General features: G+C 25.9%; 20 protein-coding genes. 16 read left to right on the forward strand and 4 right to left on the reverse strand.

Going from position 1 to position 22,038, the window contains the following annotated elements; genetic code table 11:
* Positions 1 to 96 precede the first annotated feature (96 nt).
* The 7 genes from H277_RS0115560 (at position 97) to H277_RS0115590 (ending at position 9,660) form a co-directional block, all read left to right on the forward strand.
* Positions 97 to 396, forward strand: a complete 300-nt coding sequence (locus H277_RS0115560; RefSeq protein ID WP_019976544.1) for a hypothetical protein — start codon at positions 97 to 99, stop codon at positions 394 to 396.
* Between the two features lie 139 nt (positions 397 to 535).
* Positions 536 to 2,284, forward strand: coding sequence for an outer membrane protein assembly factor BamB family protein (locus tag H277_RS19845; RefSeq protein ID WP_019976545.1), 1,749 nt, complete (start codon positions 536 to 538; stop codon positions 2,282 to 2,284).
* Between the two features lie 136 nt (positions 2,285 to 2,420).
* On the forward strand, positions 2,421 to 4,313 hold the full coding sequence (locus H277_RS0115570) for a DUF4365 domain-containing protein (RefSeq protein ID WP_185150063.1): 1,893 nt from the start codon (positions 2,421 to 2,423) through the stop codon (positions 4,311 to 4,313).
* A gap of 130 nt (positions 4,314 to 4,443) precedes the next feature.
* Entirely contained in the window at positions 4,444 to 5,661 is a 1,218-nt protein-coding gene (locus tag H277_RS0115575; protein ID WP_019976547.1) for a hypothetical protein, read from the forward strand.
* A gap of 6 nt (positions 5,662 to 5,667) precedes the next feature.
* On the forward strand, positions 5,668 to 6,759 hold the full coding sequence (locus H277_RS0115580; protein WP_019976548.1) for a hypothetical protein: 1,092 nt from the start codon (positions 5,668 to 5,670) through the stop codon (positions 6,757 to 6,759).
* 16 nt (positions 6,760 to 6,775) lie between these two features.
* Positions 6,776 to 8,575, forward strand: a complete 1,800-nt coding sequence (locus H277_RS0115585) for a metallophosphoesterase (protein ID WP_146810469.1) — start codon at positions 6,776 to 6,778, stop codon at positions 8,573 to 8,575.
* Between the two features lie 2 nt (positions 8,576 to 8,577).
* Positions 8,578 to 9,660 carry an RES domain-containing protein gene (locus H277_RS0115590; RefSeq protein WP_019976550.1) on the forward strand — a complete coding sequence of 361 codons (1,083 nt, stop codon included), beginning with the start codon at positions 8,578 to 8,580 and terminating at the stop codon, positions 9,658 to 9,660.
* A gap of 89 nt (positions 9,661 to 9,749) precedes the next feature.
* On the opposite strand, the gene H277_RS19505 is transcribed toward H277_RS0115590, so the two are convergent.
* Positions 9,750 to 10,322 (reverse strand): tyrosine-type recombinase/integrase, encoded by a 573-nt coding sequence (locus H277_RS19505; RefSeq protein ID WP_307723995.1) that lies wholly within the window; start codon positions 10,320 to 10,322, stop codon positions 9,750 to 9,752.
* A gap of 140 nt (positions 10,323 to 10,462) precedes the next feature.
* Between H277_RS19505 and H277_RS0115600 the strand changes: the two genes are divergently transcribed.
* The 6 genes from H277_RS0115600 (at position 10,463) to H277_RS20230 (ending at position 17,277) form a co-directional block, all read left to right on the forward strand.
* Positions 10,463 to 11,452: a helix-turn-helix transcriptional regulator gene (locus tag H277_RS0115600; RefSeq protein WP_019976552.1), complete on the forward strand. Its 990-nt coding sequence runs from the start codon at positions 10,463 to 10,465 to the stop codon at positions 11,450 to 11,452.
* 349 nt (positions 11,453 to 11,801) lie between these two features.
* Positions 11,802 to 13,082 carry a reverse transcriptase family protein gene (locus tag H277_RS19290; protein WP_019976553.1) on the forward strand — a complete coding sequence of 427 codons (1,281 nt, stop codon included), beginning with the start codon at positions 11,802 to 11,804 and terminating at the stop codon, positions 13,080 to 13,082.
* A gap of 37 nt (positions 13,083 to 13,119) precedes the next feature.
* Positions 13,120 to 14,310, forward strand: coding sequence for a hypothetical protein (locus H277_RS0115610; protein ID WP_146810471.1), 1,191 nt, complete (start codon positions 13,120 to 13,122; stop codon positions 14,308 to 14,310).
* Between the two features lie 3 nt (positions 14,311 to 14,313).
* On the forward strand, positions 14,314 to 15,510 hold the full coding sequence (locus tag H277_RS0115615; RefSeq protein WP_019976555.1) for a hypothetical protein: 1,197 nt from the start codon (positions 14,314 to 14,316) through the stop codon (positions 15,508 to 15,510).
* Positions 15,507 to 16,607 carry a response regulator gene (locus H277_RS0115620; RefSeq protein ID WP_019976556.1) on the forward strand — a complete coding sequence of 367 codons (1,101 nt, stop codon included), beginning with the start codon at positions 15,507 to 15,509 and terminating at the stop codon, positions 16,605 to 16,607. The genes H277_RS0115615 and H277_RS0115620 overlap by 4 nt, the downstream gene beginning before the upstream one ends.
* A 505-nt stretch (positions 16,608 to 17,112) precedes the next feature.
* The gene (locus H277_RS20230) at positions 17,113 to 17,277 is read left to right on the forward strand and encodes a hypothetical protein (protein WP_019976557.1); all 165 of its coding nucleotides are present in this window, start codon (positions 17,113 to 17,115) and stop codon (positions 17,275 to 17,277) included.
* Positions 17,278 to 17,421: 144 nt separating this feature from the next.
* Here H277_RS20230 and H277_RS0115630 read toward each other — a convergent pair whose 3' ends face one another.
* The 3 genes from H277_RS0115630 to H277_RS20065 all read right to left on the reverse strand — a co-directional run bounded on the left by H277_RS0115630 (position 17,422) and on the right by H277_RS20065 (position 19,205).
* Positions 17,422 to 18,684 (reverse strand): type II toxin-antitoxin system HipA family toxin, encoded by a 1,263-nt coding sequence (locus tag H277_RS0115630; RefSeq protein WP_019976558.1) that lies wholly within the window; start codon positions 18,682 to 18,684, stop codon positions 17,422 to 17,424.
* A gap of 2 nt (positions 18,685 to 18,686) precedes the next feature.
* Positions 18,687 to 18,953, reverse strand: a complete 267-nt coding sequence (locus tag H277_RS0115635) for a helix-turn-helix transcriptional regulator (protein WP_019976559.1) — start codon at positions 18,951 to 18,953, stop codon at positions 18,687 to 18,689.
* Positions 18,954 to 19,040: 87 nt separating this feature from the next.
* Positions 19,041 to 19,205, reverse strand: a complete 165-nt coding sequence (locus H277_RS20065) for a hypothetical protein (RefSeq protein WP_185093395.1) — start codon at positions 19,203 to 19,205, stop codon at positions 19,041 to 19,043.
* Between the two features lie 499 nt (positions 19,206 to 19,704).
* Between H277_RS20065 and H277_RS0115645 the strand changes: the two genes are divergently transcribed.
* The 3 genes from H277_RS0115645 to bioD are packed head-to-tail and all read left to right on the forward strand — an operon-like array spanning position 19,705 to position 22,028.
* Positions 19,705 to 20,322, forward strand: a complete 618-nt coding sequence (locus tag H277_RS0115645; protein ID WP_026357661.1) for a hypothetical protein — start codon at positions 19,705 to 19,707, stop codon at positions 20,320 to 20,322.
* Positions 20,306 to 21,415 carry an aminotransferase class I/II-fold pyridoxal phosphate-dependent enzyme gene (locus H277_RS0115650; protein WP_019976562.1) on the forward strand — a complete coding sequence of 370 codons (1,110 nt, stop codon included), beginning with the start codon at positions 20,306 to 20,308 and terminating at the stop codon, positions 21,413 to 21,415. The genes H277_RS0115645 and H277_RS0115650 overlap by 17 nt, the downstream gene beginning before the upstream one ends.
* Positions 21,408 to 22,028 carry a dethiobiotin synthase gene (gene bioD / locus H277_RS0115655; RefSeq protein ID WP_019976563.1) on the forward strand — a complete coding sequence of 207 codons (621 nt, stop codon included), beginning with the start codon at positions 21,408 to 21,410 and terminating at the stop codon, positions 22,026 to 22,028. The genes H277_RS0115650 and bioD overlap by 8 nt, the downstream gene beginning before the upstream one ends.
* The last annotated feature ends 10 nt before the right edge of the window (positions 22,029 to 22,038 follow it).

A 22,038-nucleotide genomic window follows, 5' to 3' on the forward strand; every position in this document is an offset into this window, starting at 1 on the left:
TTTTAGATATTAATTTTTAATAATATGGATTAATTTATCACTTTCATTCGCTTTCATAACTAATAATTTCGGCGTAATAATTCAAACAAATTTATTATGTCAGAAATTAAATTACTACAAGAGCTTCATGAGATGAAGACTCTTATTAAACAAAACTACATTAATGATAAACCGATTCTTACCGCAAAAGAGTTAGAATTTTACTTAGGCTTCTCATATTCAATAATCTCAAAGCTAATATCTTGTAAATTAATACCTTACAGTAAGCCAACTAATGGTGCTCTTTTCTTTTCTAAAGATAAAATTCATGAATGGATAGATAAGTATTCTATTCAGTCTGAAGATGACGCAGAGAAGCTATATCAATCGTATAACAAAAAAAGAAAAAGCAAGTAAGCCGATACTTGCTAAAATCTAAAAAATTATGTTATATGGACTTGGATTTAGAAAATCATTTAAAAGTAATAAAAATTAGTACGAAGTTATATAGTTTGTTACATCATATTATATTTTTATAATGCTGAATATATAAATTATGGATAGAGATTGGAGAGACTTTAAAATATTAAAAGGAGGAATAGAAGGTGCGAGATCATCATTTGAAAAAGCATGTGAAAGTTTAGTTCGTAATATGCACATTAATAAAAATGTGCAAAGTGTAAAAGTTAAATTAGGTGATGGTGGTATAGATATATATGTTGGAGAATTAGGATTGGAACCTATAGTAGTTTATCAATGTAAATTCTTTTTAGAAGAATTCGGAGATGCTCAGAAAGCCCAAATTAGAAGCTCGTTCTTAACAGCTATTAAATCAAGTAACTATGAGCTTAAAAATTGGATTTTATGTATTCCAAATACACTTGATTTATCTGAAACTAGTTGGTGGTCTAAATGGAAAGCAAAACAAATCTATATCTATAAAAAAAATTCTCAATTCATAAGTTTAATCAATGGAAATGAATTGATTGATTTAATGAAGTCTTATAATATTTATGATACTATTTTTGAAATAGAACAACGAAATTTGACAAGAGAAATTCATAAGTATGTTACTCAATTTGTTGAGTCGTTTAATCCTATAAAAAATGGTTTGCCAATTATTAAATGGAGTACATATATAGGAAAACAAAAAAGGAAAAATACTCCCTTAGTTTTAGGGAATTATATTTATGTTGGTAGTGCAGGAAATCATTGGAATAAATCAGATGATAATGATGGTATTTATTGTTTAGATATTAATTCAGGAGAAATTGTCTGGTTTTTTAAAACAAATTCTGACGTAAATGAAATTTCTTATTTTGATGGATTAATTGTAGGTGGATGTGATGATGGCTCTGTCTATTGTTTATCTTCAAAATCAGGTAAATATAAATGGAAACAAAGTTTTACATCTTCTGTAATGTCAAAGATTTACAAATTTGTAGATTATGAAGAAGAAAGTTTAATAATATGTTGTTATGATGGAAGTATTGTTTTAGTTAATATTAATAATGGTGATATATTATCATTTAATAAAATTGAAGGACATATAATGTCCGATGTTATTTTAGAAAAAATAGATCATCAATATATTTTATATATTCCAACTATAGAAGGAATATTTTATGAACTTTCTATTTCACATAATATGATTTCAGTAATACATAGTATTCAAATCAATTATCCAAAAACTATTAATCAAGAACCTGTATTTATATCAGGATTATATTCATCACCATTAATAATTGAAGGGAAAATTTATTTAGGTTTTGTAAGAGAAACTTATTACGATTATCCCGCGATAATTTGTTTAGATCAAAGAACTAAAGATATTATTTGGTATGCTAATGATGTCAATAAATTAGGAGAAAATTTTGGGAATATAAGGACTAATTTAATTTTTGATGGTAAACATATAGTTTTTACTCATCCTTATTCTAATGAAATAATAGGTCTTAATCCTCAAAATGGGCATGTGGAATGGATTACTCCAATTGGAAGAAATATGTTCCAACAATGGGCATCACCTATTCAATCAGAAAGTTCTTATTATTTATCAAGACATGATGGATATCTTTATAAAATTGATAAAATTACTAAAAAAAGAAAATGGGGAATGTATCTTGGAGATGAAGAGGATTCTGGTGTTGTTTTCGATAGTAATCAATCACTAAGTAATGAAAATGAAACAAGAGCTTGGGAATTATTTAAAGGGTATTCTCTTATTTCTACACCAACTATAAGTAATGATATGATAATTGTAGGAAGTGATCAAGGTATTATTTATTGTATTGAAAAAATATAATTTATATACGTTTCCATATTTTATTTTCTTTTAAATATAATGTCAAAATAATAAGTTATTCATAAACATTTTTGTATTTGATTAAAGTTGGATGTTAATTTTTATATTAGTAGAAATATTATTTTACTATTATAATATGGTGCAAAGAAGTAGAACACATATTTTAGAAGACCTTTCAATAAGATATTTTGATAATATTATTCCTGAAAATTGGGTTATTAGGGATAAATCTAAAGATTATGGAATCGATCGTGAGGTTGAAATATTTGATGTTGAAGGTCATCCAACAGGACTTATCTTTTATGTTCAATTGAAAGCAACTGAAAGTAAAACTGATTATAATATTAAAAATGTTAGTTTTGATGATTATAAAATTGAACAATTTAGATCTTATGCAATACCAGTTATAATTGTCAGATACTCTCATTCAGAAAATAAAGCATATTATACTTGGGCAAATGATAATTCATCACTTAAATTAAATAGCAATAAAGTCATTGTAAAATTTACAGAAAATAGAATTTTAGACTTGATTACTATTTTTAATATTGAAAGTTATTTAATTAGATTTTATCGAATTAAAAATGGATTTATAAATTATCCTCTTAATATTTTAATCAAGGATAGTGAATTCAGTAAAATAAAATCTACAAGAGTTAAATTTTATTTTAAAAAAATTATAAATAATTATTCTCAATATTTTAAAATAGAAAGAGATATAAATAAATCCTGTTTACAATTAGTAGTTGATGAATCAAAAATTTATTTATCACTTTCGGATGTTTATTTTTCGAGTTTTTCTTATGAGTTTCAAGCTTTAATTGAAGAAAATGAAGAGTATTATTCTGATATTCTTTTAGCGTGTTTATCAATTGTATTATTTCAAATAAATAAGAATGAATTGGCTTATAATTTATTTAAGGATAATAATCTTATTGAAGTTATAAAATTAAACGAACAATTCTTAATTCATTTTCTACCCCATTTAGTTACATATGATAAAATTGAAGAAGTTTTTAAAGTTTTGGATTTCATATTTGATATTGATAAAGATAATACTATCCAGAATTTAGTTTTAACACTTGTGATGATTGATGAAAAAATTGTTCAATACAAAAGTGAATATGTAATTGAATTTATACATAAACAATTAAACTATTCAATAAAAATAAATTATGCAATAGGGATAGGATTAGCTTATTATAATCTTGGTAACATTAATAGAAATTTGGGTAATTTTAAAAATTCTATTGATTATTACCTATTAGCTAGAAAATACAATCCTGATTATAAAAATAAAGGTTACTATTACTTTGAAATAGCAGGATTACTTTTTCAATTAGAAAAATATAGATTTAGTTCAATATTTTATGATAAATCAATGGTGATAGGTGTAGAAAACAAAATTGTAAAAGCACTACAAGGTGATTCATTAATTTATCAAGGATATTATGAAAAAGGATTAACATTGATTGATGAATACTTAAAAGAATCTAAAAATGAAATGTTAAATAATGATGAATGGATATTAAAATTTTCAGTCTTTAAAACATTATTAATTAATGATTATCCCAAATTTCAAGAACGAGATACTAATAAAGCAGGAGAATTTATCAAACTAAAGCAGTATGAACAAGCAATAGAGTATGATCTCTTATCTGCAGAAGCTTGGTTTAATATAGGAATTATTGAGAATAATAAGGATAACATAAATGAAAGAACGTTAGCATTTTTAATGGCTTCTCTATTAGATTCGGGATATATAGAATCGTGGATTAATGCAACTATTTCTTGTGTAATGAGTGATGATTTATTAGAATTAATTCCTAATATAATAAAGACTGCTTACAATTATCATAATGAAGTTTATATTGATAAACTTTATGAATATTTGAATGATAATTTCAATGAAGTACCAAATCAATTATTTAATATAATAGAGGAAATCATTTTGGAGGTTCGAAAAAATGGAACTATGATAAGAATATTAGATGACGACGTGGGGTACAGATCAATTAGATATAATTGATTTTTTATATCTTAAATCCTATAATATAAATAATATATTATAGGATTTAACAATTTTTATATAGACTTAAATAAGTAATTGTTACTATTATAGTTTGTATATATTTGTTTAAGTTTAAATTACTATCGTTATGCATAATTCTATACCTATAATAAAGGATGGTTTAAAATTTACGCCTTTATATTTTTATAATACTTTTTTAAAAGAATTAGCTGATTATTATAGAAATAATAAAGGTGAAATAATTGAATTTGTATTATTTGAAAAAGGAGATAAAGATATTTATAATGCAATTTATTCCATTGATCCAATTTCTATACCATTATTATTAAGTATAATAGAGCAACTAAGTAAATTTCATAAGTCTCCCTTAAAATTACATTTGCATAATAATCATGCAACTTCATCTGTTCTAGAATTTCTTTTTAAAATAAATTTTTTTAAAATAATTGGACCAATTCAGTCGCCAAATTTTATAAGTAGTAATATTTTAGAATATGATGAAGAATATTTAGGTTGGTTTAAAGGCAAAGATCCTCGAAAAGATCATATGATTAGATTATATGATAAAAAACAATTTCCAGAAATAGACTTCGAAACCACTCCTGATATTGAATTAAGGGATCAAGTAAATTCCCTAACATCATATAAAGTTATTGAGCACTTTAGTAATTTACTTCAAGATTCTCATGTAAATCAGAACAAATACATAACAATATTGGCAGAATTGATAACTAATGGGGTTATACATTCTAAATCGACTACTTATGCAATGATGTTTAGTGATAAATATCAAACTAAATTTTCAATATCTGATAATGGTATTGGTTTATTTAAGTCTTTGCAAAATAAGCAAGAAAATTTACCTTACTATTATAATGGTGAAGAATTAAAAGATGCGATTAACAAAGATGAGCATAAATTTAATTCGATCTATTTAGATAATCTCTTAAATATTTTCGAAGTTTTATTCTACTCTTCATTAAAAGAAAGACGTGGATTATTCGATCTCATGGTAAATGTTGTAGTCAATGGAAATGGATACTTTAGATTACATACAGAATATTCTCAGATTATTATTTCTAATAGGATTTTTAATTTTATCAATTCAATAAGTGAAATTCGAGAACAAATTTTTGATTACCATCAAATTTTTGAATTAGATAATGAAGAGGAATATAAAAGACTATTAGTAATTCAAAAATTAAAAGATAATATGAAATATGAATTTATTCAATTCATTACTAATACTCTTAATTATTATTCGAATGAAACAAGATATTCATCTATTCGATTTTTTCCTGTAAAATTTAAAGGAGTACACATTGAAGTCGAAATACCAAAATAATAAATCATGATAATTTCAAAGTTAGAACATTCAGACTTCATTTATTATGATTTACATAGTGAAGAAGTATACAGCAATTATATAAATAATACAAATGCAGGAATTTATGCAGATCGATTAACTTCAAATACATTAGATAGAATTATTAAACAATTAGATGGTGACCATAATTCAAAAAATATCGTTTTTGATTTTAAAAACATTAACGCTGTACAACCTACTTTAAATTCAAATTTTAATGAATTATTAATTGAAGGATATAAAATCATATTTCTAAATATTACAAAAAAAAATGTTGAAGACATAGGATATAAGAAAATAGATAATGTAAATAATATTAAAAAGAAATTATCAATATTTGATATATATAAATCATCATCAATTGAAGTTGATGGCTTTGAATATTTTTATTTACATAAAGATAATGTATTAGATATTGTTCATAGTAATCTTGAAATTTTTGATGAAATATTTAATAACAAATTCCAAGAGGAACTAAAAAAATGTAGGGAAGATTATACAGAACCTCATTCTTCGTCATTTGTGTATTTATCATCATACTTTAATATTCGTAAGCTAATTTCACATAATAAAGGTTTTGCATTTTATAGCATATATAAATTGGCAATAAGAATTATGTATGAATCTAGACAATCAGCTGGGAAAACATTTCTATCAAATTGTAATATTGAAGAGTTTAATAAACCTATTCTTGTTTGTCAAAGTTTAACAAGTTCTTATATAGTATCTATATTGGCAAATATGTTAAATTTCGATGTATTAATATTAGACAAAATTGGACCAATAAATAAAATATATAATACTTTAAATAAGAATATTATAGAGGATAAAGATTATATCATTGTTTCAGACTTGGTTTGTTTAGGAACTGAAATAAAAATTGCAAAAAATATCATTCAATTTTTGGGAGGAAATTACTTAGGAAATGTATCTCTAATAAAAACTGAAACTTTAGAAAGTAAACATATATATAAAGAAAATGCAACATTAGCTATTTTTTCAATTGACAAAACCAACAATAAAGAACTTGATTATTATATATCAACCAACCTTGAGTCCAAACAACTAAATGATTAATCAATATCTAATTACTATGAATGATTTAATAATACATATTTCAGATTTACACGTAGCTATACAAAATGATAATTTAGGTAATAGAATTAATAATAATACTTTTTTAACTGTTGGAGAAAATAATTATAACAGTACTTATATAGATTCTCTAACAGAAAAAATTAAGGAATATAATTCTTTAAATAAAAATTTATACCTAATAATCACAGGTGATATAACGGACATAGGTGAAAAAAAAGAGTTTGATGAAGCTCACGATATAATCAAAATAATTATTGATGATTTAGATATAACGCCAGATCACATTTTGATTATACCTGGTGATCATGATTGTCACAGAAGAAGCATTGTGCAGTATACCTCTGATAATGAATGTACTAATATTGATTCGAATGAGTTTTTGGACTCTATATTTGAGGAGAAATTTAAAAATTTCAATAAGTTTTTTTTAAAAATAAAAGGTCGAGAAATAGATAAAAATATAATTATTGATAATTTTATTGTAGGAGATATTTTGTTTTTGGCATTAAATTCAAATTACATTGTTAACCAGAAGGGTGGACATGGATTCTTTATAGTAGATAAATTAGACAAAGAATTAAAAGATTTTGTTGATAATAATCCAAATAAAGAAATCGTATTATGTTTTCATCATAATATTGAGGGGGCACATGAAGACACACGTTTTGGGCAATGGGACCCTGTTAATAAGAAACAAATCGTAGCATTATTTCAAAAACACGGAATTAAACTTATACTTAATGGTAATGAACATACTAAAAATTCGAAAAGAGTTAGTGGTTATGATGATATTATTGTAAGTGATTCTGGTGCATTCAGTTCAAAAAATCATAATGCAAGTTTTAAAATTTATGATATAGTTGATGATCAATACGAATTATCACTTAGTAATATCTTTTTTAAATTAATGAAAGATAATACAACAAGTGAACCAGATCATGGTACATGGAATTTACTTAGGTACGAAGATAATAAGAACAATGAATTAGAGAAATTTATATTAAAAACAAAAAATATTAGAGAAATTCAAAGACCAATAGAAGAAATTCCAGAAGAAATTCCAGAAGAAATTCCAGAAGAAATTCCAGATGTTGAATCTGAAAAAATAATTTATACTAATGAAGATTTTCAACAGAAAATCTATTCAATTATAAAAGAAAAATCCTTATTTCAACATGGGCATTTTCATTGGAGTGAGTCTTCTCGTGCACACAATTGGATAAACGTTTCTAGAATGCTAGAAGACAATAAAGATCTTCAAATGATCAATGATACTATAATTGATTTAATTGAACAACATAACTCAGAAAAAGAAGCACATCTAATGATTGGATTAGGTTATGAAGGGAATATGATTGCTAGTAAAGCATCAATGAAATATGATTTTCCTTATACATATTTCCCATATTCGTATCGATCAAATGATCATAATCAATTTGAAAATAAACTAGATTTTGATAATAGTGAGAGCAAATATAAAAATGTTATCATTATAACAGATGTTGTTAATGGCGCAAATACTATAAAGAAGTTTGTGCAAGAACGTGAAAAAGAGTTTTTTGATAATGTAGAAAAAATTATTTTAGTTTCACTTTTTTATACAGGAGATAAAGAACTTAATTATGATATTTTAAATGGTGATACTTTTAAAAATATAGAGTTTTATTCTGTTAAGCATCTAAAAGTAGAAAAATGTCCTTATCAAGATCATAATTACAAAGATGAATGCATTATTTTGAAGGATAAACTTAATTGCGTTCATAAATTTTATAATGACAAATTAGTTTCTAAATAACGATGAATTTCAGAGAACTTTTAAAAGACGATATATTCAAATTACCTTTAATACAAAAAGAAAAAGTCACCTTTAAGGTGTTTATTTTTAAAATATTAAAAGAATTTGAAGACAAAGTAAATTTGTTAGATGATGAACTTATTGATCCTAATAAAAATATAAAAACAAGCTTTGTAAAAAAAACATTAAAAGATAATATTAAAAATTTAAATCAATCTATATTAGAATATCTAAATGGGAATCCGCACAAGGCTTATGAATATTTAGAAAAAACATTAAAGGGAAATTTTAAAGACCTTACAGAAATATTCAAAAATAAAAATTACGTTCTTGATGAAAGTTTTTTTAGAATAAGAACTAATGATACTAATTATCCTTATTCGATTGATCAAATGTTACATATACCATTTGAACATCGAGGAAAAGTGTCTACACAGCGATATAGCATTCCTGGGTTTCCAAGTTTATATTTAGGTAAAACAATTTATATATGTTGGGAAGAATTAAGAAGACCTTCAATAGATAAAATTCAAATTATTCGTCTAAAAAATATTAATACTCTAAAAATTTTAGATTTAACGCCACCAATTAAGGATTGTAGTGATATTGACGAATTATATAAATTTTTAATGACATTCCCCTTGATTATGTGTTGTAGTGTTAAAGTAAAGAATGATCATGACACATTCAAACCAGAGTATATTATTCCTCAACTATTATTACAATGGATTAGGAATAATTCTGAGTTTGATGGTATACAATATAAATCAACTCATATTACTACAAATTCTTTTATAGAAAACTCAGAATTAACAAATATAGTTTTGCCTGTTAAATCAAATAGTAATAAAGGTTTATGCAAAAAGTTAATTAATAAATTTGAATCTACAGAAGTTGTTTCTTGGAGTTTATATCAATTTGCAACTGGAGGGCAAAATTTTATGTATAATAGTAATGAATTCGATAAGATTAACAAACGTATACCAAATTTAGAATTAATAAATGGAGTACAACTTCCATATTCATATTCTACATTAGGTAATTTAGAATATTATTTAGAAAATTTAAAAACAAAAAGTATATGATTATGACCCTTCGTTTATTTCTAATTTAAGGGGTTATAGTTATATCAAATTATCAAAAGCTTCATCAATTTCATGATCTTTAAAATCTTCTAAGTATGACTCAGTAGTTTTGATTGATTGATTGATTGATTGATTGATTGATTGATTGATTGATGTCCAAGAGCTTGTTTTATTTTAGAAACTTGAACACCATTTCTCAAAGATAATGTAGCAAAAGTATGTCTTGCAGTATAGAAATTTATTTTTGTGTTGATTTTTAGTTCTTCAAATATTAGCTTTAACTGTTTGTTATAATAACTTCTAACACTATGTTTTCGATTAAATAACTCTTCTTCATTATAATCAAGAATATCTTTTTTTAGTATTGGAAAAATGTAATCAGTAGGATATGGTCGATATTCCTTGTAGAATTTCAATATTTCGTTTGTAATATCATTTTCTGGAATTTTTACACGAATGTTTCTACCTGTTTTATTTCTTTTGTAAGAAAATTTACTATATTCTATTTCATCCCATCTTAATTCGGCTAAATCAGTAAAATTCATCCCTCTTGCATAAAAACTAAATAGATATAAATATCGTGCATTAGTTGCTGAAGGAATTTTTTTAATATCAAAATCTATTAAATTTTGTAACTGTTCTTTTGTTAATGCTTTTTTTATTTAATAATGGTGATAGTTAATGATTTATCATTTTTACTACATTTTAAAATCACTATTTTTTACCATTGTTTTGATACCCGTTTGATACCCATTTTATATATTTGCTAATTATTACTATTGTTTTATTGTAAAATCTATAGATGTCAGAAACTAAGAATGCTTTTTTAAGATATCAAATACTAGATGATTGTTTTTCAAACTTTTATCGTAAATATTTTTTAGAAGATCTCATAACAATTTGTTCTAAAAAACTTTCAGATTATTACGGTTCCGATATTTCTATATCGAAAAGAACCATTCAATATGATATAGATTTTATGAAAGGTTCTGGAGGTAATTTTGCACCAATTGAAAAACTTAAGGAAGGTCGTAAATCATATTATAGATATTCAGATCCATCTTACTCTTTTATGAAAAAAGATTTAGATGCAAATGAATCAGCAGTTTTAAAAGATGCATTAATTACAATGTCTCGAATAAAAGGTTTACCTGGATTTGACTGGTTAAGTAAAATGCAGGTTCAGTTAGAGACAGCATTGGATATTGATACAAGTAAAGAGAAAATTATCAGTTTTGAAGGGAATGACTATTTAAAGGGAATCGAATATCTTCAGCAATTATATCGATATATAATCAACAAAGAGGTATTAGAAGTCTTGTACCATCCTTTTACTCTAGAAAATCCAATTGTAATTAATATTTTGCCATATTATTTAAAGGAATACAACAACAGATGGTTTTTATTAGGTATGAATCATAATGAAAATTATATTCAAACATTAGCATTAGATCGTATTGTTTCAGTTGAAAGCACTAATTTTGATTATATAGAGAGTACGATTGATTTCGAAATTTATTTTAATGAGATTGTAGGAGTTACAAATTTTCAAGATAAACAAGTGGAGAAAATTAAAATTGAATTAGTTAATGATATTATCCCTTATCTTGAAACTAAACCGTTGCATAAAGACCAGTGGATTGAAGGTAACTTTTTAGAGCTGAATATTAAATCAAATTACGAATTAGAAAGTTTAATCCTTTCTTTTGGAGAAAAAATGAAAGTACTCGAGCCTGAATCGTTAAGATTAAAATTGAAGGAGAGAATTAAAAAAATGAATAATTTTTATTAGATGCAATTAGATTGCATCATAAGCTTATAAGTTTGCATCAATAAAACAAAACAGTTCTTTGGAATACCTGACATAAATATTGAATTTTGATTACTGGTTTAATTTAAATTAAACAACGATCGGTAATCACCCTCTATAAGAGGGGCAATGTGATAGTATAACTATTGATATATTTATATTATTTTAACATTATTATTTATGAATGATCCTCTATAAACCTTCTTCATTTTACGATTGTTATCGTTTCAATAAATAAGCTTTATAATTAATCATTCTGTTATCAATTATTTGTAATTGTTCACATAAAGAATAGACAGGTATTCTATCGAATTTTAGCTAACTTAAGAAGATGAAAAATAAGATTACAGCTTTACAAATTTCTGAAATTAAGGCAGATTTTTTAAAAATAGAAAGTTTAGATGATTTATGTAATGTATTAAATCTAATAAATGAATTAACTCAATTTAAAAATAAGATTGAGATTAACCAACTAGTCAAACTTTCAAATCCTTCATTAGCAAAAAATAGATATAAAGAATTTACAATTAAGAAAAAATCTGGAACAAATCGTACAATCAACGCACCGATTAGAGAATTGAATACAATCTTAAAATCATTAAATAATTTATTTAATTTAATATATAATCCTCATACAAATGCATTTGGATTTGTGACAGGTAAATCAATTGTAGATAATGCTAAAATTCATACTAATAAAAAGTATGTATACAATATTGATTTGAAAGACTTCTTTCATTCTTTTGATAGAAATCGAGTGAAAATGGGGATTTGGTATCAATTATTTGGAGGTGATAAATCTAAAGAGAAAATTTCTTTCATATTAGCTTGTTTAACAACTCATCCATTAATGATTGATGGGGTAAGTGGAATTGTATTACCTCAAGGTAGTCCAACTTCTCCTTTTTTAACAAATTTGCTTTGTTATAAATTAGATCGTCAATTAAAAGGTTTAGCTAAAAGATTTAGATTAATGTATTCACGATATGCGGATGATATTACCTTTTCATCAAATTATGATGTCTATTCAAATCCAACTTTTACGTTAGAACTAAATCGAATCATTACAACTCAAAATTTAGTAATTAATCCTACTAAAACACGTTTACAAGGAAATGGTTACCGTAAAGAGGTAACTGGTGTTATAGTAAACGAACAAATTAATGTTTCTCAAAATTATATTAAACAATTAAGGATGTGGATTTATTACATTGAGAAATATGGGATAGAAAAGGCTACAGAAATCTTTAAAAAAGATTATGCGAAGGAGAAAGGTCATATAAAAAGCATGCAAGCTTCGATGCAAAATGTAATCGAAGGGAAATTACTATACTTGGAAATGGTTCGTGGGAAAGATGATAAAAAGTTTTTGACTTTAAAAAGGCGTTTCTATAAGTCGATAGGTAAAGTATCTAAAATTGATAAAGTTTTAATTGCTTGGGATGAGAAGGGGATTTCTAAAGCAATGGATATTTATTATAACTATAATAGAATTTCTTTAGCTGCTTTTTTAGATAATGATGCAACAAATGTAATTCTTGATGAATTAAGGTTTGAAGCAAAGGATTCGAATAATAATAGAAAGAAATCAAATATAATTTTTACTTTATAAAATGGACAGTAGGAAATATGAATTCTTTCAAAAATTATTGAATGACAAAAGACTTAATTCTTTCCAAAGAGATCGAGTATTAACTTTTGTTCAAAAAGAGATCGACAAGGATTCTTCGAAACTCAAAACTATTGAAGAAAGATTAATTAATCTCGAAAATATATCTAAAAATAAAAAGAATATAGAAGAGTCAATAGTAAATAATATTGAAACTGAAGATGTTTTTGATATAAAATATCTTTCTCCAGTTAATACATATAAATTTCTTTTAAATTATAATCAAAATCCAATTTTAAAATCAACCTGTCACGATATAGATAGTAATGAATTAGAAAATATTAGAAACTATTGTGGAGGGAAAGAATATTCATTTAAGAATCATTTAGATAAAGTTGTAAAAGAATATTCAAATTTTGAAAATCAATTTGCTCCACCCTATTTAAAAGCGTTGATAAGAGGTTATTTAACTGGACTTGATTTTAATGGTAATATCATAGAAAATGGTTGGAGTTCACAGAATATAAAATTTAATTGGTCTGATAAAGAGTTATTAGATTGGTCTGAGAATAATTTAAGTGTACCACCTCATTTAAGTGATAGTCTCGCAAGCCAAAAACGTTGTTTAGGGTTCGAGTTTGAAAATGCAATTCCAATTTATAATTCAGAAGAATATTTATATACATTTAAAGATTTAGTTCTTTTCTTCAAAAAACTATTTCACGTTCGCGCAGATAACTCTTTATTTATTTTAATCAAAGAAATAAATAAAAATTTTGAAGGACAAATTGAATTCATAATCAATAAAGAGTCATTTCCAGAATTTATTGAATTTTTTGTGGATGTCGATAAATTTTTACAAGCTTACTCTAAAATTTTAGAAATTATTTTAGAGGTTAATCAAAATATTGATACCAAACCCATTGTAGAGCTTTCATTAGAAGAGCAAAACCATAAAATTGCATTCGGTATTTTGCATAGAGATTCTATTTATAAAAAAAGTCTAATCAATACAAAACAAAGATTAGGAGATAAGTATAAGAATTTAATTATTAATCAAATCAATGGAAATTGTAATTTAATTCTTGAAGCTGATTTTGAATTAAATAAATCTTATAGATTAGGTATTTGGAATAAAAAGAATCTATGGGAAAAGACTTTTCCAGAAGAGGAAATCTTAGATAGTGAAGTTGGAGGAGTAAAACATATTTTAGAAATTATAAAATCATAATAAATGATCTATTTAATTGATGATAAAAAATTAAGGCAAGAAAAAGACTATAATTGGAATACTGAACGTTTTAGTCAATATGCTGATGTTATTTCAACAATATATACTGTAAACGAATTAACAATTAATAGCAGAGATGTTTTTAAAGAAGGGAATATTATTTTATATCATGAATCTTTTTTAGATGCTACTGATTTAAAAGATGAAGCAATTGAAAGAAGACAACATATTGAATCCTTAGCTCAAACTAAAAACTATTCTGTCGTTTTTTTCAGCGGTTCTAAAAATTCGAGAGATATAAGGGGAAATATTGCTAATGTTCCTGTATCAACTTTGTATAGTAATCTTCAGATTTTTTTAGAGAAATACAGAAATAATGATCAAAATCTCTATTATATACTATTTGGTGAAAATTATATTAATGAACAAAAATTACAATTAAAATTAAAAGACGCTATTAATCTATCAAACTCTTTTGAGCCATTAATGATTGATTCTTCCTATTTACATATTAGACCATTTACAGATAATATAAAAAAAATATTTTCTATGGCAAAAGAAGTTGTAGTTTTTGAAGATGTTGTGGATGACGATTTTTCATCTATGATAAAAACAAAGTTAAATTCAGAACATTATAAATCTATTTATTTGTCAATAAGTCTTGGTCAAACTCTTTCAGATTTCAATGGTTTAAGATTAGCAACACATATTCGATGTACAACTTCAATTAATCAATTAATACCTATCTATATATATAGTTTTGTGGATTTGAGTTATGTATTAGGTAATGAATATATAAATATACTAAAGACTAAAAATGTATTTTTTGTTGATTATACATCTGCATGGTTTAAAAATTCATTAGAACAAAAGATTGAACCAATTTCATTAGACGAACTTCATTCGGAAATGGATAAACTTAAACTTAATGTTCCTAAAGATTATTATGATAATCATTCGATTGCAAATGAGTGGGGGATTTATCAACTTGCAAGAAATGCAAATATCCCAATAGAAGATGTAGTAGGATTTGATCACAAAAAATTAGAAACGGTTTATTTTAAATGGTTAATCGTAAAAAATAATTTATTAATACCTATTGCTGAAGATGTTAAAGTTGAGCAAAAAAAATATGCTGATCAGCTCTCAGGGTTAAAAGTTAAAGGAAAAATTGATCTTTCAAAATTCTCAAAAAAATGAAAATTTTATTAATTGACGATTTATCAGATAAAGGCTGGAAAAGCATACTAGAATTAGCAGTTACAAAAGAAAAAGGATCAATTGATTCTGCCTCTACTATTGAGGATGCGTATCTAAAATTAAATAATAAGTATGATTTAATTTTTTTGGATATGAGACTTTCAGAAGAAGATCATAAAGTAAAAAACGTTGAAGATTATTCAGGTTTTACTTTATTAAAGCATATAAAAAAAGAATTCGCATCCATTAATTTTTCTACTCCTATAATTTTATTCACAGCTTCAACTAAGATTTGGAATATTGATAAATTTAAAGAATATGGTGTGGATAGTTTTTATATAAAAGAGCATCCAGATCACATTTATTCAAAAGATTTTTCAAAAGAAAATTTAAAAAATCTGCAAAAGTCATTTATAAAATTGATGGAGACGAATAAAAGGAGATATTTAATTTGGAGTAAATGTATAGAAATTATCGACCTTTTAGATACTCATAAATATTTTAAAATTGAAGATAAAAGATTACAAAATGTTAAGCAGAGAATTTTAGATAAATTAAAATTAGGATACGGGTTATTATTTTCTAATCAAAATTATATGGAGAAGAAAATTTTTCAATATGATAAAGAATCTATTTCGTTTATTATATATTTTTCAATACTTGAAGAAATTTCAAAAGCTTATACTGATATTAGTTTTACATGGGATCAGAGATATAGAAGATCAACTAATTGGAAATTCAAAAATGGTGAATATTTTATAGAATATATAGAGAATGATATATGTAAAGTTAATTTTAAAAATAAAAGTGAATCAATTGATTTTGAGACATCAGAGTTCATTTATTTTGAAAATAGATTAATTCCTTTGAGTGATCAAATTTATAGTTTAATTTATGCATATACGAAAGAAAAAGATTATTATTTAATTTCTGATTTTAAAAAATTAAATGAATTTCGCAATAAAAGTGATTATACCCATAGTGATGTACAGTGTATTTTTACCTTAAACTTAATAACGAATATAAAAACTAATAATTCTTTTCAAAAAATTTTTGAAATGCTTGAATTTATAAATTCTATACTAAAACTTAACTAAAATAGCATACTTAATTAAATATTCATTTAATCAACTTGCGAAAAGAATTGATGTAGAAAATTTGAAAATAATAATAAACACATTCAGTTAGTTAATGAGATACGAGAATGGTTTAGGAAGAATGACTAGACTGTCGATAAGTATGAAAATGGGATATTAAATGATAGAATATTAACGGATGCCTTTAATTCATATTTTCCTGAGAAATACGGAATAGATAAAATTTACATTTCTTCTGGAGGTAGTGAACACCAATATCATTGGTATAAATAACTTTCAACTTCTAGTGTGAAGTTAGAACAACAGTTTGATTATGATAATTTTTTAGATAAAACCATGTAGAATTTAGCAAGATATGATTTCTTAGCTAACAAAAATGAAATTATAGAAAGGATTGAATCAAATATCATAAGTGGTTATTTAAAAGATGTATCTCTAAATTTTTTGTAAAATTATGGAATTGATAATTTGAAATTATTCTGGGAAAAAACATCATAAACTAAAAATGGAAGCTTTTTACTTATTATCTGAATATATAAAGTGGGATTATAAATTAAAAGAAAAAGATTTTGATGCAATTTTACATATGTTAGTTTTTCTTGCCTTAGGTTTTATAATAAATAAGTTTAATAAAAAGAAAACTGAGATACTCAATCAAATGAATAAATAACATATACCAAATTTGTATTTAATCAAAAAATATTGAACATCTAGACTGGCTTGACAGTGTCTATTTAAAACAGGCTAATTTTTTCTGTTTTAGGATATTCGATAATCTCATGAATGAACTGTATATAGTTTCCTCCATATTTAATTAAAACATCAAAAACTCAGATTCAATTTTATCTACCACTTTTTCAGGAATATTTTGTTCTTGACATAGGATTCTGAATTGATTGGTTGCTTCTACAACTTCATCAATAATTCCATTAGCATCTTTAATCGTAAATAAATCAGCTATTTTCATTAAATCAGCTCGATTAATTTCAGTTCGTTTTCCATTGATAGACATCGCTCTTGAAATTCTTAGATAGTTTTTTAAAGCATCTAACGGATAGGTTAAATCATAAGCGGGAGCTAAATTCCAACGATCTTTTTCAATATCATAAATGAATGAGAAATTCTTTAAGTGGTCATCTATATTAGAAAAAATAAGATTAAAAATCATTCGTTTAAATAATTGTTGAATGTTTTTATGAGAAAGTTTTAAATCAAAAGCTAATTTAAAAAGATTTTCATAAGAGGAGTTTTCAGGTTTTTTAAAATCCCAACCTGTCATTCCAGAAGCTGTCAAAATATGCTGTTTTTGTCCATTTTGACGATCAAAACGCAATGTAGCAAAATGTTTATCCTCAATTAACTTTGATGACATCATTTCAATACCAATGGAAATTGCAATTTGATAATAAATATATTCGATTTTTTCTTTTGAATAGCCTTGATCTTCGTCTACCGAAAGCTTGATTAAATAATGATTATATTCATCAGAAGTTTCTAAATCACCAGGAATAAGATGTCCTGTAGATTTATTTTCTGAAACTAAAATCTTAGGTCGTGCACCACCAGCTGAAGTTCCAATCTTAAAGATATTCAGTAAAGCAATATCACTTAATCCTTTTTCTTCGGTTGAAGTTTTTAAATCCAATACTTTTTTAACTACTTCTGTGATTTCGTCGACATTAATTGTTTGATTGGCTCTAATTTCTTTCGCAGGCGAAAATTCTATCGCACCCATACCTCTTTTTCCAACATACGTCAGTTGTTTTAAAGGAGTAATGGCACTCATTTCTTTTTGAGTTGCTTCAAGCCATTCTTTAAAAACAATATTTCCAAAAAAATCAGGTAAAGAATCAGCAATCATCGGAGGTAAACCACGAAACGTTTCTCCTTCAAATTCAGAAAACACTTGAACATTAGGTGTTCTACGAATGACGTAAGGAAATATTTTTTTGTAGCTGTTACTTTCCAAAAATTCAGGATTGTATTGGAATGAAGATTTTCTTTGGTTTTCGTCATAACCAATTTTACCAATTTCAATTCCTTGAAAATTGATTGAAATGATTTGATTCTTTGCCATAATTAATACATGGATTGATTATTATCTAAATTTTCAATTTTATCTGAAACAAATTGATTGATCGATTTCATTTCGTCAAAATACTGTAACACTTTCAAAAGAGTTTCGAGTGTAGGATTCTCACCACTTTCAAGTTTAGCAATTGTTAAACGAGAAAGCGCTAGTTCATCGGCTAATTCTTGTTGTGTTAAATGTTCTGCTTTTCGCATCTTTTTACACCATTCGCCAATTGAATTTTTTACATCTTTTATTGTTGTGAAATCTAACATAAATGTATATTATAATAATCAAATATACAAAATATAAACTTAATGTATATTTTAGTGAACATTATTTACCAAATGGTAAACTTAATTTTACAACTCTATCATCAATTCTTTTATAAAACCATTATCCTTTTCATCAATGTATCCATGCGGATTACAGATCATTTCAGTATCACCAATCTTGTATCTACAAGGTGTATGAATATGTCCATGAATCCAATACATTGGTTGATATTCTATAATAAAATCTTCCAAATTTGAAGCGTAAGCAGAAGTAATTGGATCTGAAATTCCAAATGTATATACCTAACTGACTTGATCAATAGACACCTTTTATTATAAGATAAAATTTGAAGCAATAGAATTTTAAAATATTTTTTTATAAGTAACGTATTTATAAAAAATCCGGTATCTTGCCAGTTACTTTTTTGTCCTTAATTAGTTCCAATTAAATCTACTCGAGCAACGGCTAGTGTTCATTGGATTTTCTGAAAAATCCACCAAATGAAACGGTAAATACATCAGTAAATAAATATAAGTTTTTACAATTTACAATTGAAAAAGGAAGATATTTTTATTTTTTATACAGAACTTCATAAGCTTAATTTCATATTTAAATAGAATAGACTACGTCTCTTTTTACGCTTTAAACTCTTTTTATTTTTTATGTTTGATTTATCCGGACTATTTAAAATATAAAAACTGGTATATTTTAATGTTCGGACGTGCAGATAGCTTTGCACAAAGAAATAAAATGGAACAAGTACTGAGAATAATAGTTTCTAAACCTGAAATTCATGTTAAATGGTTGAATACACTTTCTTTCATGGAAAATGCGGGAGCCAGAAAAATATCAGCATGCGAACATAAAACTCATGTTGATATCATACAGTTGAAACATGCTGCAGAGGAACATCGCCATGCGTATTATCTAAAGAAACAAATTCAGAAACTCTTGCCCCATACATGCGAAAATTACGAATCTCATTCTCTTTTAGCTGCAAATGCGACAAGGTATTACTTGCATAAACTGGATATTAATGTATGTAGACTTTTAAAAGAAAAGTTGAGTTTATCGGGAGAAGAGTTAAAATATGCAGCTTATCTTTTTGTAACCTATGCAATAGAGGTGAGAGCGGATGCTTTATATCCTCAATATCAGAAAATTTTGACACTGAATCAACAAAAAGTGATGGTAAAGTCAATTATTGTAGAAGAGGAAGGACATCTCGAAGAAATGATAACTCAATTAAAAGATTTTCATCCACACTGGAAAAAGTATGCATCAGAAGTTATGATTTTAGAAGAGCTGCTTTTTAAAGAATGGATTACAGCTATCGGGAAAGAAGTGTTAGATGAATCAAATTCTTAATTTTTTACAATTATCCTTACAAGAAAGAGAAGAAAAAGGGGTAAAAAGAACATTGCGAACTTCTCCTAAGACAGTTGATTTTTTTAGTAATGATTATTTAGGTTTTGCCAGAAACAAGGTTTTACATCAGAGAATATTAGAAGAGTATAATTCTCAACCGGAATTACTTTTTGGTTCAACAGGCGCACGTTTGATCAGTGGCAATACAACTTATATGAGGGAAATAGAACAGTTTATAGCGGAAGAGCATCAAACAGAGGCTGCTTTACTTTTTTCATCCGGCTATACCGCTAATTTGGCTTTATTTTCAGCCTTGTTAAAAAGAAATGATGTTGTTTTGGTGGACGAAAATATTCACCGATCTATCCATGATGGTTGTAGGTTGTCTTTTGCGAAGAAAATAAAATTTAGGCACAATGATTTACAGCATTTAGAATTACTTCTTCAAAAAGTAGGTGGCCGATGTTTTATTGCTGTTGAAAGTTTGTATTCGATGGACGGAGATTTAGCTCCTTTAACCGACATGTGTGGTTTAGCTAAAAAATATGGAGCAGCCTTGCTCGTTGATGAAGCACATGCGTTTGGTGTTTTTGGGTATGGGTTGGTTCATAAACTTGGTCTTCAAAATGAGGTGTTTGCTACTGTCATTACATATGGAAAATCGATGGGAATGAACGGAGCTGTCATTTTATCCAATCAGCTTGTAATCGACTATTTAGTAAATTATGCGTCACCGTTTATTTATACAACTGCCATGCCGCATTTTCATGTGTCGGGGCTAAGAATAGGATACGAATTTTTTAAAGAGAATGATCATTTTACAAATAAATTACAAGAAAACCTTGTTTATTTTCATTCGAAAGGAATTGTAAGTACTGCTCATAAGCAAAGTCCTGTACAAATTTTAAAATTTCAGACAACTGCTCAATTAAGGGCAATCAGAGAAAGGTTAGAGGAAGCTAATCTTCACACATTTGCTGTTTTTCCTCCGACAGTTAGGGAAGGAGAGGAACGGCTGAGAGTTTGTATTCATGCTTTTAATACAAAAAATGAAATAGCACAATTAACTGAAATAATTAGAAAAAATGAATAAAAAATTGTTTGTAACAGGAATAGGAACGGGAATCGGAAAAACAATCGTTTCGGCAATTCTGACTGAAGCTTTACAAGCTGATTATTGGAAGCCGGTACAGTCGGGTGATTTAGATCGTTCCGATAGTGAATTAGTGAAATCACTAACATCCGAGAATATAATTATTCATCAGGAAAGGTATCAATTGCAATTGGCTGCTTCACCTCATCAATCGGCAAAAAAAGAAAATATAGAAATTAAGTTAACCGATTTTTCATTGCCTGTAACATCTAATCATTTGATTGTAGAAGGAGCAGGAGGACTTTTTGTACCTCTAAATGAAAAAGAGTTTATGCTTGATGTTATTCAGCATTTGAACCTTCCTGTTGTTGCCGTGTCAACGAATTATTTAGGGTGCATTAACCATACATTATTGTCTATAGAAGCACTGAAAAACAGAGGGATTTTAATTGATCTTTTTGTCTTCAACGGTGAATTTGATGAAGATACTCATCAAATTATTTTAAAACATCTGCCAGAAGATATAGAAAAAATATACCTCCCAAAAATAGATCTTTTAACGAAAGAAAATCTACAAAAAATTGCAGTTACAATACGCAAAAAATATATTTAATAAAGAGCTA

The organism is Empedobacter brevis NBRC 14943 = ATCC 43319 (genome assembly GCF_000382425.1).
In the GTDB taxonomy this organism is placed as follows: Bacteria; Bacteroidota; Bacteroidia; order Flavobacteriales; family Weeksellaceae; genus Empedobacter; species Empedobacter brevis.

Excerpts from the sequence above, each read along its gene's own strand:
- H277_RS20230 (WP_019976557.1), top strand. The coding sequence starts at position 17,113 with ATGGAAGCTTTTTACTTATTATCTGAATATATAAAGTGGGATTATAAA.
- H277_RS0115600 (WP_019976552.1), top strand. The coding sequence starts at position 10,463 with ATGTCAGAAACTAAGAATGCTTTTTTAAGATATCAAATACTAGATGAT.
- H277_RS0115570 (WP_185150063.1), top strand. The coding sequence starts at position 2,421 with ATGGTGCAAAGAAGTAGAACACATATTTTAGAAGACCTTTCAATAAGA.
- H277_RS0115560 (WP_019976544.1), top strand. The coding sequence starts at position 97 with ATGTCAGAAATTAAATTACTACAAGAGCTTCATGAGATGAAGACTCTT.
- H277_RS0115575 (WP_019976547.1), top strand. The coding sequence starts at position 4,444 with ATGCATAATTCTATACCTATAATAAAGGATGGTTTAAAATTTACGCCT.
- H277_RS0115585 (WP_146810469.1), top strand. The coding sequence starts at position 6,776 with ATGAATGATTTAATAATACATATTTCAGATTTACACGTAGCTATACAA.
- H277_RS0115650 (WP_019976562.1), top strand. The coding sequence starts at position 20,306 with ATGAATCAAATTCTTAATTTTTTACAATTATCCTTACAAGAAAGAGAA.
- H277_RS19290 (WP_019976553.1), top strand. The coding sequence starts at position 11,802 with ATGAAAAATAAGATTACAGCTTTACAAATTTCTGAAATTAAGGCAGAT.
- H277_RS0115615 (WP_019976555.1), top strand. The coding sequence starts at position 14,314 with ATGATCTATTTAATTGATGATAAAAAATTAAGGCAAGAAAAAGACTAT.
- H277_RS0115635 (WP_019976559.1), bottom strand. The coding sequence starts at position 18,953 with ATGTTAGATTTCACAACAATAAAAGATGTAAAAAATTCAATTGGCGAA.
- H277_RS0115590 (WP_019976550.1), top strand. The coding sequence starts at position 8,578 with ATGAATTTCAGAGAACTTTTAAAAGACGATATATTCAAATTACCTTTA.
- H277_RS0115630 (WP_019976558.1), bottom strand. The coding sequence starts at position 18,684 with ATGGCAAAGAATCAAATCATTTCAATCAATTTTCAAGGAATTGAAATT.
- H277_RS0115645 (WP_026357661.1), top strand. The coding sequence starts at position 19,705 with ATGGAACAAGTACTGAGAATAATAGTTTCTAAACCTGAAATTCATGTT.
- H277_RS19845 (WP_019976545.1), top strand. The coding sequence starts at position 536 with ATGGATAGAGATTGGAGAGACTTTAAAATATTAAAAGGAGGAATAGAA.
- H277_RS0115620 (WP_019976556.1), top strand. The coding sequence starts at position 15,507 with ATGAAAATTTTATTAATTGACGATTTATCAGATAAAGGCTGGAAAAGC.
- bioD (WP_019976563.1), top strand. The coding sequence starts at position 21,408 with ATGAATAAAAAATTGTTTGTAACAGGAATAGGAACGGGAATCGGAAAA.
- H277_RS0115580 (WP_019976548.1), top strand. The coding sequence starts at position 5,668 with ATGATAATTTCAAAGTTAGAACATTCAGACTTCATTTATTATGATTTA.